Below are 13,146 nucleotides of genomic sequence, written 5' to 3' on the forward strand. Positions count from 1 at the left end.
TGGCCCGCAGGGCTTCGGCGGTCGGGAGGTATCGCCACAGGCCGTCGGTGCACAGCAGAAGCCGGCCCGGACCCCGCGGGCGGTAGCTGCGGATCAGCGGAACCGGCTCGTCCGCGTCGGCGCCGAGCCAGGCGGTCAGGACTTCGTCGGCCCCGGTGTCGTCCTCGGTGAGGACCATCCCCGGTCCCTCGTCGGGCAGCCAGTAGGCGCGGCTGTCACCGACACTGCCCACCCAGATGCCCGCTTGCCCGCAGATGCCCGCGACATACGTACAAGCCGGTGCGGCATGGACCGACTCAGCCAACGCGGAGACCGCGCGGCCCGCCCGCAAAGCCGCGTCCACCAAGGCGACTTCAGGTATGACCCCACCCCGAAGCGCCGCCGCGAGAGCGGCCAAACCGGTTTCCGCGGCCACCCGCGCCGCCCGCTCAGCCCGCGGCGACATCGAAACCCCGTCGCACACGACCCCAAGCGTCCAGCCGTCGACCACGTCCAACGCCACCGCGTCGGCGTTGACACCGCGCCGAAGTCCTCTATCGCTGACACCGGCCGCACCACTGTCCGTCGTGATCTCCAAGCGGGCACGGAAACCGGGTTGGCCCGCTCCGCAGTGCCAGCAATAGCCGTCCGGTGCCACAGTTCCGCCGCAGATGACGCAGCCAGTCGTAATTGTCATGTGCGGCGAACTTTAGTCGGCTCGCTACCCCAAACCGAACCCGTCGTCGACAGACTCGGCGGGGATGGGCGGGCAGACGTGACCGGCCCGGAGCCAGGCTCCTGCCGCCGCGAGCAGGTACTCGTCGCCACTCGGATCGGCGGGCGTGAAGGCGAATTCCGCCCGGATTCCTTCAGTCGGATCGGTGTTCAGCGCGGTTTGGCCCTGCGGCTGCCGTGGGTCGGCCCGCCACGGGCAGTTCGCCGCACGGAAGGCCTCGGCCATGGCTTCGGAAGTCGGCCGCTCCAGGGAAACGAGCTCCCGGTCGGGAAAGTCCGGTGTGTCGAACTCCGAGCTCGACACGTGCACGCCCGTCACCAAGCGGCACTGGCACACCACGAACTCGACGCTGCCGTAGCAGAACCGGTGCGGCCAACGGGACCGCTTCCTGACCCGCCCACCTCTCGCACAACTCGTCGGCCGAGGCGCGATGCTACGGGCTTGCCTTGACGCCTGCGGCAACGTTTACCGTCGACCGCATGAGAATCGGCGAGCTCGCCAAACGCGCCGGGACGACCACCCGGGCGCTGAGGTTCTACGAGTCCCAAGGGCTGCTCGAAGCGCGGCGCACGGCCAACGGGTATCGGGAGTACGACGAGGACGACGTGCGTCTCGTCGACGAGATCCGGACCCTCCAAGCGGTCGGGCTCACCCTGGACGACACCCGTCCGTTCGTCGAGTGCCTGCGCGCCGGCCATGAGGCCGGGGACTCGTGCGCCGACTCGATCGAGGTCTACCAGCGCAAACTCGCCGAGGTGGACGCCTGCCTCGAGCGGCTCACCGCGGTCCGGGCCGGTCTGGTCACCAAGCTGACCGCCGCGTGGGCCCGGCAGCCCGACCCGTGCCGGGTGGCCGAACCAACCGAACTCAAGGAGTAGCCATGTCCCCGACAAGCCTGACCGGTGAGCTCTCGACGGTCACCGACGAGACCTTCGAAGCGCGCGTCCTCCGCCACGACAAGCCCATCCTGGTCGACTTCTGGGCCCAGTGGTGCCCGCCGTGCCACATGATCGTCCCGGTGCTCCAGCAGATCGCCATTGAACGCGCCGATTCACTGACCGTGGTCAAGATCAATAACGATGAGAACCCACTCACCGGTCGGAAATACCAGGTGATGTCACTGCCGACCCTGATGCTCTTTGTGGACGGTCAGCCGGTGCGGGCGGTGGTGGGAGCACGCCCGAAGGCCAAACTCCTGGCGGAACTGGACGCCGCCCTGCGCGACACGAGGTAACCGCCGGATCACCGCTCAGGTGTGAGGAGGAGTTCGCTGGCGCGGGTCATGACCTGGACGCGACTGCGGGCGGGGTGGTCGGCGGCCAGGAAGTGGCTGCCGATCGCCATGCAGAAGGCGAGCAGGCTGCGGGCCTCGACCTCGTCCGGGTCGGGGCAGAAGGTGCTGATCGCGTCGCGGAGGAGTTGCATGCGGCCGTTGTCCACGCGGCGCAGGCGTTCGGCGACGGACTGGTCGCGTCGCGCCCAGTCGCGGATGGCGAGGTCGATGGGAAGCAGGCGATCACTGGAGAAGGTGAGCTGTCCGGCCACCCGAACCTTGGCCATCGTGTCGCCGTCCACTTGCGCGACCCGATCGACGACGTCGCCGACGCTCTCCCGCTCCCAGGTGTCCAGCATCTCGGTCAGCAGTTCGTCCCGGTCGGCGAAGTAGCCGTAGAACCCGCCCTTGGACACGCCGAGCGACTTGGCCAACACCTCGACGCGCACCGCGTCCACGCCGCCCGAGGCCAGCGCCCGCAGTCCGGCTTCGACCCACTTCTCCCGCGGGGTGCGCAGCGCTCCCATGTATGGCACACCTCACCTTCATTCGTTATACGGTGCCGTATAACGGGTATAGCCTCGTGGATATACGCAACCGTATAACCACAGTGATGGGGGCACCAAATGATCAAGTGGGCCGGCGGGCTGATCGTGCTGTGCGGAGTGGGGCACACGTTGGGCGCCTTGGTGCAGACGGCGCCGCACTACGCCGGAAGCTGGTTCAGCTGGGCGTTGTGGGAGGAGCACAACAACGACCCGCTCGCGATGAGCCACACCACCGCCGCGTTCTGGTATTCGGTGTACAGCTTCGGCTTGCCGCTGCTCCTGATCGGCCTGATCGTGCTGTGGATGGGTCGCCAGGGCATCACACCGCCGCCGTTCATCGCGTGGAGTGTCGCGGCGTGGACTGTGGTCGGCGCCGTTCTCTCCGGGCTCTCGCCCTTGCTGTTCCTCCTGCCCGCGGCCGTCCTGCTGCTGGTCGGAGCCCGGCGCCAGGCGGCGAGTGTTTGATCGACTCCATGCCCACCTTGGGATAGCATTCGGGCAACGCCTGCGCGCAGACCGCGACGCGCAGTTCTTGCGACTCAAAGCCGACGTCCGCGCATTCCGCGAGGAATCACCCGCGCCGCAGAACGTCGATCCCATCGGACTCCCTATCGGGACGTCGACAACCACACCGCAAGGCCTGTCCATGCCCATGAACAGAATCGAGCCGACAATGACCTGGTCGATACCACGCACCACCACCGGCGCCGAACGCCAGTTGCTCGAGACCATGCTGGATCGCAACCGGTCCGAGCTGATCAACACGGTGCGCGGCCTGTCCGAAGCAGAGGCCCGCCGCCGCCTCGTCGCGTCGCCGACCACCCCGATCGGCTTGCTCAAGCACGCCGCGGTCGCCGAACGGATCTGGTTCCAGCACGTCCTGGGAGGCCTGCCCAAGAGCGAATGCGATGGCGGCACAACGGCGTCCGACACCAGTTTCATCGTCAGCGACAACGAGACCGTGGCCGAGGTGATCGCCGAATTCGAGCGCGCCGGCGAGCGCTCACGCGCGATCGCCGCCGGTTTCGACCTCGACGACACCACGACACACCCCGACCTCGGCGAGGTGAACCTGCGGTTCATCTACCTGCTCATCATGGAGGACTTCGCCCGCCACGCAGGCCACGGCGACATCCTCCGCGAGCAGATCAAGCATCCAAACGACGTTCGCTGAACTATGACGGGTCCTCGCGGTGGCACACGAACTCCACCATGAAGCCTTCCGGGTCCTGGACGAACGCCGCGTAGTACCCCTCGTGGTACTCGGGGAATTCCCTCGGCTCATGCACAGCCACAGCACCCAGCCGCCGAGCCGTGTCGAAGACTTCGTGCACCGCCGCCCTCGTGCGCACCATAAACGCGAGGTGCTGCAGGCCCGGCTGGTGCCGCGAGTGCGCACCTTCCTCAAGCGCTCCGTAGAAGAACAGCCAGGTGCCGACCTTCCCGCCGGCGGGCCGGTAGGAGAACTCGGTCTCGGTGCTGAAGAACGGCTCGAACTCCACCATCGGCATGACGACGTCGTAGAAGGCCTTCGCCCGGGCGAGGGAGGCGACATTCAGGCCGAGGTGACCGAGTGGCATGGCCATACAGTAGCCGCGGGCCTGTCGACGAGCCGCCCACGGCGGACCCTCAGGACAGAGCGGCGTCCAAAGTCATCGCCCACTGGCGCAGCACCCGCGACCGGCGCTTGGCATCGTCGGTGAGGAGGTTCGCCAAGCCCAGGCCGCGAGCCAGGTCCAGGGTCGCCTGGACCGCCTCCCGCACCCCCGGTCGGGACTCGTCGGCCCCCAGCGCCTCCACGGTCATCCGGTGCGCCTCCCGCCCGACCCGGGCTTCCAGCGGCACGACCTTCTCCCGCAGCTGCGAGTCCGAGGAAGCCGCCACCCACAGCTGCAGCGCCGCCGAGAACAGCTTGCTCGCGTACATCTCGCCGATCGTGTCGACGACGAACTCGGTCCGGTCCCGCCCCGGCGGCAGGTCCGGCAGCCCCTGCCGCAGGTGCGCCAACCGCTCCTCGGTGACGTACTCGATGGCCGCGGTGACCAGGTCCTCCCTGGTCGGGAAGTGGTGCTGCGCCGCCCCGCGGGACACCCCGGCCCGTTCGGCGACGACCGACACCGTGCTGCCGGTCCACCCGAGTTCGGCCAGGCAGTCAATGGCGGCCGCCAGCAGCCGCTGCCGGGTGGCTCGGCTGCGGTCCTGCTGCGGCTGCCTGACTGCCTCGGTGCTCACGTCACATCCCTAGTACGACTTCGGCAGCCCAAGGGAGAACTGCGCCACGAAATTCAGGATCATCTCACGGCTCACCGGCGCGATCCGGGTCAGCCGGGACGCGCCGATGAGTGCGCCGAGACCGTACTCGCTGGCCAAGCCGTTGCCGCCGTGGGTCTGCACGGCGGCGTCGACCGCCTTGATCACGGCCTCCCCGGCGGCGTACTTCGCCATGTTCGCGGCCTCGCCCGCGGCCATGTCGTCGCCGCCGTCATACAGCGCGGCGGCCTTCTGCATCATCAGCTTGGCCAGTTCCAGCTCGATCTTGGCCTGCGCCAACGGGTGCGCGACGGCCTGGTGCGCGCCGATCGGCTCCTTCCACACCGTGCGGGTCTTCGCATACTCGACAGCCTTCTCCAGCGCGAAGCGGCCCATGCCGACGGCGAACGCCGAAGCCATGATCCGCTCCGGGTTCAGGCCCGCGAACAGCTGCATCAGCGCCGCGTCCTCCGAGCCGATCAGCGCGTCGCCGGGGAGTCGGACGTCGTCGAGGAACAGGGAGAACTGGTAGTCCGGGGAGACGATGTCCATCGGGATCTTGGTGAACTCGAACCCGGCGGCGTCGGTCGGGACGACGAACAGCGCGGGCTTGAGCTTGCCGGTCTTGGCGTCCTCCGTGCGGCCGACCACCAGCACCGACTGCGACTCGTCGACACACGAGATGAACACCTTGCGGCCGCTGAGGATCCAGCCGTCGCCGTCACGCCGGGCGGTCGTGGTCAGCTTGTGGGCGTTGGACCCCGCGTCCGGCTCGGTGATGGCGAACGCCATGCGCAGCGAGCCGTCGGCGAAGCCCGGCAGGTAGCGCTGCTTCTGTTCGTCCGTCCCGAATCGGGCGATGATCGTCGCGCAGATCGCCGGAGAGACGACCATCTGCAGCAGCCCGGTCCCGGTCGCGCCCAGTTCCTCGCACACCGCGGCCAGGTCGCCGATGCCGCCACCGCCGCCGCCGAACTCCTCCGGCACGTTGACGCCGAGGTAGCCGAGCTTGCCCGCCTCATTCCACAGCTCGGTGGTGTGCCCGCCGGACCGGGCCTGCTTGACCAGGTAGTCGTGGCCGTACTTGCGGCCCAGTTCGCCCACGGCCGCCCGCAGGGCCTGGCGTTCCTCGGACTCGGTGAAGCTCATGATTCCTCCACGACTACGGCGAGGACCCGGCCGACGTCGACCTGGTCTCCTGGGGACACGGTGAGTTCGCTGACCACTCCGGCGACGGGCGCGTCGATCCGGTGTTCCATCTTCATCGCCTCAAGCCACAGCAGCGGCTGCCCGGCGTCGACCCGCTGACCCGCCTCGGCCGCCACCCGGATCACGGTCCCGGGCATCGGCGCGAGCAGCGAGCCCGGAGCGACGTGGTCGGCCGGGTCGTCGAACCGCGGCGGCACGGTCAGCGTGACGGACCCGAAAGCCGAGTCCACACAAGCGATGCCCGGGTACCAGGCGAGGTCGAACACCCGCCGCACGCCCGCGACCTCCAACTCCACCCGCGTGGGCGAGGAGGAGAGCAGCCGGACGCCCTCGACGCCGGAAAGGCCGTCGCGGGTGATCCGGTAGCGCACCTCGTGCTCACCGGAGGCCGACTCGTACCGCTTGACCTGCGGCTGCGACACGACATTGCGCCACCCGGCCGGAATCCGCCCCTGCACTTTCGCCGCCGCCCGGTTCGCCTCGGTGTCGGCGATGGCGGCGGCCAGCGCGGACAGCGACTCGGCGTCCTTGTCGGCGATGGGCGCGGCGAGGGTGTCGAGGCCGTGCCGGTCGAAGAACGCGGTGTCGGTGTCGCCCGCCAGGAACGCCGGGTGCCGCAGCACGCGGACCAGCAGGTCGCGGTTGGTCCGCACGCCGTGGACCCGCGCCCGCAGCAGTGCTCCGGCGAGGGAGCGGGCGGCGCTGGTGCGGTCCGGCGCCCACGAGATGACCTTGGCCAGCATCGGGTCGTAATGCACGCCGACCAGCGATCCGCTGACCACGCCGGAGTCGACCCGAATACCCGCTCCAGGCGGGTTGGCGAAGGAAGCGAGAGCACTGATCTCGAATCGGTGCAGTGCTCCGCTTTGCGGCAGCCAGTTCGCCGCGGGGTCCTCGGCGTAGAGCCGGACCTCGATGGCGTGCCCCCGGCTGACCGGCGGCTCAGGGTCCAGCGGGGCACCCTCGGCGATGGACAGCTGCAGCGCGACCAGGTCGAGCCCGGTGACGCATTCGGTGACCGGGTGCTCGACCTGCAGGCGGGTGTTCATCTCCAGGAAGAAGAACCGGCCGGACTCGTCGGCCAGGAACTCGACCGTCCCCGAACCCTCGTAGCCGATCGCGGCGGCGGCCTTGCGGGCGGCGTCGAACAGCCGCTCCCGCATGCCCTCGGTCCGCTCGACCAGCGGCGACGGCGCTTCCTCGATGACTTTCTGGTGCCTGCGCTGGATGGAGCACTCCCGCTCCCCCACCGCCCACACCGTGCCGTGCCGGTCGGCCATCACCTGGACCTCGATGTGCCTGCCGGTCTCCAGGTACGGCTCGATGAACACCGTCGAGTCGCCGAACGCCGACCCAGCTTCGGATCGCGCCCCCTCGACCGCGCCGGCAAGTTCGGCCTGGGAGCGGACGATTCGCATCCCACGACCGCCGCCACCCGCCGATGCCTTGACCAGCACCGGGAACTCGGTGACGGTCTCCGGGTCCATATTGGACAGAACGGGAACACCGGCGGCAGCCATCAGTTCCTTGGACTCGATCTTCGAGCCCATCCGCTCGATCGACTCGACCGGCGGACCCACCCAGATGAGCCCGGCGTCGATGACGGCGCGGGCGAACTCGGCGTTCTCCGACAGGAAGCCGTAACCGGGGTGGATGGCGTCGGCCCCGGCATCACGTGCGGCCTGGATCACCAGGTCGGCGCGCAGGTACGTCTCAGCGGGGGTGTTGCCGGGCAGTCGGACCGCGGAGTCGGCGTCCGCGACGTGCGGGGAGTCGGCGTCCGCGTCGGAGTACACCGCGACGGTCGCGATGCCGAGGTCGCGGGCGGTGCGGAAGACCCGCCGCGCGATCTCCCCACGGTTGGCCACGAGAACTGAGGTGATCATGTGGGCGCTCACATCCGGAAGACGCCGAAACCGTCGGCGCCCTTCACTGGTCCATTGTGGATCGCGGACAGGGAGATCCCGAGCACCGTGCGGGTGTCCCGGGGGTCGATGATGCCGTCGTCGTAGACCATGCCGGACAGGAACGTCGGCAGCGACTGCGCCTCGATCTGGCCTTCGACCATGGCGCGCATGGCCGCGTCGTGCTCCTCGTTGTAGATCTGCCCCTTGGCTTCGGCGCCCTGGCGCATCACGATCGAGAGCACGCCCGCGAGCTGCGCGGCCCCCATGACCGCGGATTTGGCGCTGGGCCAGGCGAAGAGGAACCGGGGATCGTAGGCACGGCCGCACATGCCGTAGTGCCCGGCGCCGTAGGACGCGCCGATGAGCAGCGAGATGTGCGGGACCTTCGAGTTCGACACCGCGTTGACCATCATCGCGCCGTGCTTGATCATGCCGCCCTGCTCGTACTCCTTGCCGACCATGTAGCCGGTGGTGTTGTGCAGGAACAAAAGCGGGGTGTCGGTCTGGTTGGCCAGCTGGATGAACTGGGTCGCCTTCTGCGCTTCCTCGCTGAACAGCACGCCGCGCGCGTTGGCAAGGATGCCGACCGGGTAGCCGTGGACCTGCGCCCAGCCGGTGACCAGGCTGGAGCCGTAGAGCGGCTTGAACTCGTCGAAGTCGGAGCCGTCGACAACCCGGGCTATGACTTCGCGCGGGTCGAACGGGATCTTCAGGTCCGTGGGCACGATGCCGAGCAAGTCCTCGGCATCGTGCTCGGGTTCGGCGTAGTCGGCGGCCGGGGCCGGGCCGAGCTTGCGCCAGTTGAGCCGCTTGACGATGCGCCGCCCGAGCCGGATCGCGTCCTGCTCGTCGGCGGCCAGGTAGTCGGCGAGGCCGGAGACGCGGGCGTGCATCTCCGCGCCGCCAAGGGATTCGTCGTCGGAGTCCTCACCGGTGGCCATCTTCACCAGCGGCGGCCCGCCGAGGAACACCTTCGCGCGCTCCTTGACCATGACGACGTAGTCGGACATGCCCGGCAGGTACGCGCCACCCGCGGTCGAGTTGCCGAACACCAGGGCGACGGTCGGGATGCCCGCGGCCGAAGCGCGGGTCAGGTCACGGAAGGTGCGGCCGCCGGGGATGAAGATGTCCTTCTGCGTCGGGAGATCGGCGCCGCCGGACTCGACGAGGTTGATCGTGGGCAGCCGGTTCTGCGCGGCGATATCGGCCGCGCGGAAGCCCTTCTTCATGCCCCACGGGTTGATCGCGCCGCCTTTGACCGTCGGGTCGTTGGCGTTGATCATGCACTCGACGCCTTCGACGACGCCGATGCCGGTGACCAGGCTGGCGCCGACAGGGAAGTCGGAACCCCAGGCGGCGAGCGGGGACAGTTCGAGGAACGGGGAGTCCGGGTCGAGCAGCAGCTCGACCCGCTCGCGGGCCAGCAGCTTGCCGCGCTGGTGGTGGCGGGCGGTGTACTTCTCGCCGCCGCCCGCCACGGCCTTGGCGTGCTCGGTGTCGAGTTCGGCGAGCTTGGCCAGCATCGCCTCGCGGTTGGCCTTGAAGTCGGCCCCCGCACTGTCCACTGAGGAGCGCAGTGTGGTCATGAGGTGTATCCCAATCGCTTCGCGGCCAGGCCGGTCATGATCTCGTTCGTGCCGCCGCCGATGCCGAGGATGCGCATGTCGCGGTAGTGGCGTTCCACTTCGGACTCGCGCATGTAGCCCAAGCCGCCGAAGAGCTGCACCGCCTGGTGGGCGACCCATTCGCCGGTCTCCACCGCCGTGTTCTTGGCGAAGCACACCTGGGCGATGACGTCCTCCCCCGCGAGGTGCCGGGCGGCGACGTCACGGGTGTAGACGCGGGCCACGTCGATCCTGCGGGCCATCTCGGTGACCGTGGTCTGCACCGACTGCCGGGAGATCAGCGGGCGGCCGAAGGTCTCCCGCATCCGGCACCACTCCAGCGTCAGGTCCAGCGCCCGCTGCGCCGCCGCGTACGCCTGCACCGCGAGGGTCAGCCGTTCGGCGACGAAGTTCTGCGCGATCTGGATGAACCCGGTGTTCTCCTTGCCCACCAGGTTCGCCACCGGCACCCGGCAGTCCACAAACGATATTTCGGCGGTGTCGGAGCACAGCCAGCCCATCTTCTCCAGCCGCCTGCTGACGGTGAAGCCGGGCGTGTGCTTCTCGATGACCAGCAGCGAGATCCCGTGCGCGCCCGCGTCGCCGGTCCGCACCGCCGTCGTCACGAAGTCGGCGCGGACGCCGGAGGTGATGAACGTCTTGGCGCCGTTGACGATGAAGTCATCGCCGTCGCGCTTGGCGGTGGTGCGCAGACCCGCGACGTCCGAGCCGCCATCGGGTTCGGTGATCGCCAGGGAGCCGATCAACTCCCCAGCCAGAGTCGGCCGCACCCACTGATCGATGTGCCGGGGGTCTCCGGCGAAAGCGATGTGCGGCACGGCAATGCCGCAGGTCAGCAGCGCGGCGATGAGCCCGCCGGACGCGCCGGCGTAGTGCATCTCCTCCACGACGACCATGGCATCGATGACGTCGCCGCCACCGCCGCCGACCGCCTCGGGGAACGCGACGCCGAGCAGGCCGAGGTCGGCCGCCGCGCGGTGCAGCGACCGGGGAACCTCGCCCTCGCGCTCCCAGGAATCCAGGTGCGGCAGCACTTCGGTGTCCATGAACCGGCGCACGGTCGCGCGCAGTTCCCGGCGCTCCGGGGTGTCGAACGGGTTCACAGGAAGACCTCCGGGACGTCGATGTGCCGTGAGCGCAGCCATTCGCCGAACGCCTTGGCCTGCGGGTCGAACCGGGTGGCCGCGGCGACGCCCTGGCCGAGCAGCCCGTGCACGACGAAGTTGACCGCGGCGAGGTTCGGGTAGAGGTGCCGCTCGATGTCCAGACCCACGGTCTCGGGCAGCAGGGACCGCAGCCGCTCCACGGTCAGGGTGCGCACCAGCCAGTCGAACGCCTCCGGCCGACGCACCCAGAGACCCAGGTTCGCGTCGCCGCCCTTGTCGCCGGACCGCGCGCCGACGACGGAACCGAGCGGAACCCGCCGCGTGGGACCGAAATCGGTGCCAGGGTCGGTCCAGTCGACAGCGCGAGCCTCGACAGCCACGCCATCGGTCCACTTCAGCACGCGCTTCTCACCGTTGGGCAGGACCGCTGTGTGCTCGACCTCGTCGGGCGTGACGTACTCGGGTCGGTACACCCCGATCGGCGTGCCGTCCGCGGGCGGAGCCGTCAACGTGAAACCGGGGTACGAGGCCAGCGCGAGTTCGACGGTCGCCCGCGAGAACGCCTTGGCCCGAGCCGGATCCGGCGTCTTGACCATGACGTGCAGCAGCGCGCTGGCCGCTTCCTCGGTGTCGGCGTCGGGGTGGTCGGTGCGGGCCAGTGTCCACGTGAGACCGTCCGCGCCGATCAACGACTCCAGCTGCCGCCGCACCAGCGCGGCCTTCGAGTCCACGTCCAGTCCACACAGGACGAACGTGGCGCTGTTGCGGAAGCCGTCGAGGGTGTTGACGCACACCTTCACAGTCTCCGGCGGCGGCCCGCCGCGCACGCCGCTGATCTGCACCCGGTCCGGACCGTCCGCAGTCAGCGAGATGGTGTCGAACCGCGTGGTCACGTCCGGGCCCAGGTAGTCGACCCCCTGGATCTCGTAGAGCAGTTGCGCCGTCACGGTTTCCACCGTCACCGAGCCACCGGTCCCGGGGTGCTTGGTGATGACCGAGGACCCGTCGGCCGAGATCTCCGCGATCGGGAAACCCGCGTGGCCCAGATCCGGGACCTCGGTGAAGAAGGAGAAGTTGCCGCCCGTGGCCTGCGCGCCGCACTCGATGACGTGTCCGGCGACCGTGGCCCCGGCCAGGGCGTCGAAGTCGTCGCGGGCCCAGCCGAAGTGCGCGGCTGCCGGTCCCACCACCAGCGAGGCATCGGTGACCCGCCCGGTCACCACGATGTCGGCACCCGCGCGCAGGCATTCCGCGATCCCCCACGCGCCGAGGTAAGCGTTTGCGGTGAGCGCCCCTTCACGGGGAAGCAGGTCGTCGCCCTCGACGTGCGCGACGGAGACCTCGATGCCGAGCTTGTCCGCCAACGCCCGGATCGCCTGCGCGAGACCCCCCGGGTTCAGCCCGCCCGCGTTGCTGACGATCTTGACCCCACGCTCGACGGCCAGCCCGAGACAGTCCTCAAGCTGCCGGACGAACGTCTTCGCGTACCCGCCCGTCGGGTCCTTCATCCGCTGCCGACCCAGGATCAGCATGGTCAGCTCGGCAAGGTAGTCGCCGGTCAGGACGTCCAGTTCGCCACCGGTCAGCATCTCGCGCATCGCGGAGAGACGGTCGCCGTAGAAGCCGGACGCGTTGCCGATGCGGATCACGCCTTCGCCCTCCCGGTCCCCGGCGCCCCGGCGAAGGCCTGCGCGATGTCGAGCCACTCGTCGGCCTCCGCGCCGAACGCGACCAGCGCGGTGTCGTCGCGGTGCACGCGCTGGGTCACCAGGCGGCAGAAGTCGACGGCGGGTCCGGTGACCCGCTGGGCGGCGTCGGACGGTCCCCAGGTCCACAGGGTCAGGTCCGGCGCGAGCAGCTCCACCCGGAACGGCTCCGCGGGCGGCGTACGCCCGTTGAGCTGGAACGCGAAGTCCCGTGTGCGCACCCCGAGGTGGGCGACGTGCTTGATGCGCGGACTCGGCGACCGCTTGATCCCGAGCGCGTCGGCCACGTCGCAGGAGTGCGCCCAGGTCTCCATGATCCGGGCGGTCGCCATGGACGCGGCGCTCATCGGCGGCCCGTACCAGGGCAGCTTCGTCCCGGCGGGCACCTGCGCGAGGGCGGAGTTGAGGGCGTCGCGCAGCGATCGCCAGCGGGCAAGCAGCTTCGCCGGCGGCTCAGCGGCGCCCTCGGCGGCCCCGTCGTCGACGAAGTGCGCGACGTTGCCCCCGCTCAGCGCGGCGGCGAACTCGGCCTGGAAAGCCTCCGGATCGGTCACCGCCAGCAGGGACCGCTCGTCGGTCCAGGCCAGGTGGGCGACCTGGTGGGCGACCGTCCACCCCGCCGCCGGCGTCGGCGTGGCCCACTCCTCGTCGGACAGCGGCTCGACCCAAGAGTCGAGTTCGGCGCCTTCGGCCCGCAGGTCAGCGAGCAGCGCGGTCAGATCGATCACCTCTCCACCGTCGCACGCCGGACCAAACAAATCAAGCATGCGTGCTTGATTTTATTCCCGGAAGTGCAGCGAAAGGCCC

14 protein-coding genes and 1 pseudogene are annotated in these 13,146 nt (G+C 69.5%); 4 read left to right on the forward strand and 11 right to left on the reverse strand.

The annotated features are described in order from the left end of the window. Positions 1–13: 13 nt before the first annotated feature. Both C8E96_RS31755 and C8E96_RS31760 read right to left on the reverse strand, forming a co-directional pair. Positions 14–676 (reverse strand): annotated as a pseudogene (locus tag C8E96_RS31755) (PP2C family protein-serine/threonine phosphatase); the annotation flags it as partial. A 24-nt stretch (positions 677–700) separates the two neighbouring features. Next, a complete protein-coding gene (locus tag C8E96_RS31760) occupies positions 701–1,024 on the reverse strand; it encodes a hypothetical protein (protein ID WP_133794927.1) in 324 nt (107 codons plus the stop codon). A gap of 170 nt (positions 1,025–1,194) precedes the next feature. Between C8E96_RS31760 and C8E96_RS31765 the strand changes: the two genes are divergently transcribed. Further along, positions 1,195–1,593, forward strand: coding sequence for a MerR family transcriptional regulator (locus C8E96_RS31765; RefSeq protein ID WP_091381260.1), 399 nt, complete (start codon positions 1,195–1,197; stop codon positions 1,591–1,593). Positions 1,594–1,595: 2 nt separating this feature from the next. Then, complete coding sequence (trxA, locus tag C8E96_RS31770; protein ID WP_091381263.1) at positions 1,596–1,949, forward strand: thioredoxin; 354 nt, start codon at positions 1,596–1,598, stop codon at positions 1,947–1,949. An 8-nt stretch (positions 1,950–1,957) separates the two neighbouring features. Here the strand turns inward: trxA and C8E96_RS31775 are convergent, their stop codons facing one another. Continuing rightward, complete coding sequence (locus tag C8E96_RS31775) at positions 1,958–2,515, reverse strand: TetR/AcrR family transcriptional regulator (RefSeq protein ID WP_091381266.1); 558 nt, start codon at positions 2,513–2,515, stop codon at positions 1,958–1,960. A 99-nt stretch (positions 2,516–2,614) separates the two neighbouring features. Here C8E96_RS31775 and C8E96_RS31780 point away from each other — a divergent pair, with 99 nt between their 5' ends. Together C8E96_RS31780 and C8E96_RS31785 are read left to right on the forward strand one after the other, a co-directional pair. Continuing rightward, on the forward strand, positions 2,615–3,001 hold the full coding sequence (locus tag C8E96_RS31780; protein WP_091381268.1) for a DUF6463 family protein: 387 nt from the start codon (positions 2,615–2,617) through the stop codon (positions 2,999–3,001). Positions 3,002–3,182: 181 nt separating this feature from the next. Beyond that, complete coding sequence (locus tag C8E96_RS31785; protein WP_228770146.1) at positions 3,183–3,710, forward strand: DinB family protein; 528 nt, start codon at positions 3,183–3,185, stop codon at positions 3,708–3,710. 1 nt (position 3,711) lies between these two features. Here C8E96_RS31785 and C8E96_RS31790 read toward each other — a convergent pair whose 3' ends face one another. The 8 genes from C8E96_RS31790 to C8E96_RS31825 are packed head-to-tail and all read right to left on the reverse strand — an operon-like array spanning position 3,712 to position 13,067. After that, complete coding sequence (locus tag C8E96_RS31790) at positions 3,712–4,116, reverse strand: VOC family protein (protein ID WP_091381468.1); 405 nt, start codon at positions 4,114–4,116, stop codon at positions 3,712–3,714. A 49-nt stretch (positions 4,117–4,165) separates the two neighbouring features. Next, complete coding sequence (locus C8E96_RS31795; RefSeq protein ID WP_091381274.1) at positions 4,166–4,768, reverse strand: TetR/AcrR family transcriptional regulator; 603 nt, start codon at positions 4,766–4,768, stop codon at positions 4,166–4,168. Between the two features lie 9 nt (positions 4,769–4,777). Next, positions 4,778–5,935, reverse strand: a complete 1,158-nt coding sequence (locus tag C8E96_RS31800) for an acyl-CoA dehydrogenase family protein (RefSeq protein WP_091381276.1) — start codon at positions 5,933–5,935, stop codon at positions 4,778–4,780. Beyond that, positions 5,932–7,881 carry an acetyl/propionyl/methylcrotonyl-CoA carboxylase subunit alpha gene (locus C8E96_RS31805; RefSeq protein WP_091381470.1) on the reverse strand — a complete coding sequence of 650 codons (1,950 nt, stop codon included), beginning with the start codon at positions 7,879–7,881 and terminating at the stop codon, positions 5,932–5,934. Before C8E96_RS31805 ends, C8E96_RS31800 begins: the two co-directional genes overlap by 4 nt. Before the next feature lie 8 nt (positions 7,882–7,889). After that, entirely contained in the window at positions 7,890–9,488 is a 1,599-nt protein-coding gene (locus C8E96_RS31810; protein ID WP_166658185.1) for an acyl-CoA carboxylase subunit beta, read from the reverse strand. After that, positions 9,485–10,672: an acyl-CoA dehydrogenase family protein gene (locus tag C8E96_RS31815; RefSeq protein ID WP_091381279.1), complete on the reverse strand. Its 1,188-nt coding sequence runs from the start codon at positions 10,670–10,672 to the stop codon at positions 9,485–9,487. The genes C8E96_RS31810 and C8E96_RS31815 overlap by 4 nt, the downstream gene beginning before the upstream one ends. Next, positions 10,627–12,231 carry an acyclic terpene utilization AtuA family protein gene (locus C8E96_RS31820; protein ID WP_228770160.1) on the reverse strand — a complete coding sequence of 535 codons (1,605 nt, stop codon included), beginning with the start codon at positions 12,229–12,231 and terminating at the stop codon, positions 10,627–10,629. The genes C8E96_RS31815 and C8E96_RS31820 overlap by 46 nt, the downstream gene beginning before the upstream one ends. Before the next feature lie 47 nt (positions 12,232–12,278). Further along, positions 12,279–13,067: a TIGR03084 family metal-binding protein gene (locus C8E96_RS31825; protein ID WP_166658186.1), complete on the reverse strand. Its 789-nt coding sequence runs from the start codon at positions 13,065–13,067 to the stop codon at positions 12,279–12,281. Between the last annotated feature and the right edge of the window lie 79 nt (positions 13,068–13,146).

Source organism: Actinokineospora alba (genome assembly GCF_004362515.1).
Classification (GTDB): domain Bacteria; phylum Actinomycetota; class Actinomycetes; order Mycobacteriales; family Pseudonocardiaceae; genus Actinokineospora; species Actinokineospora alba.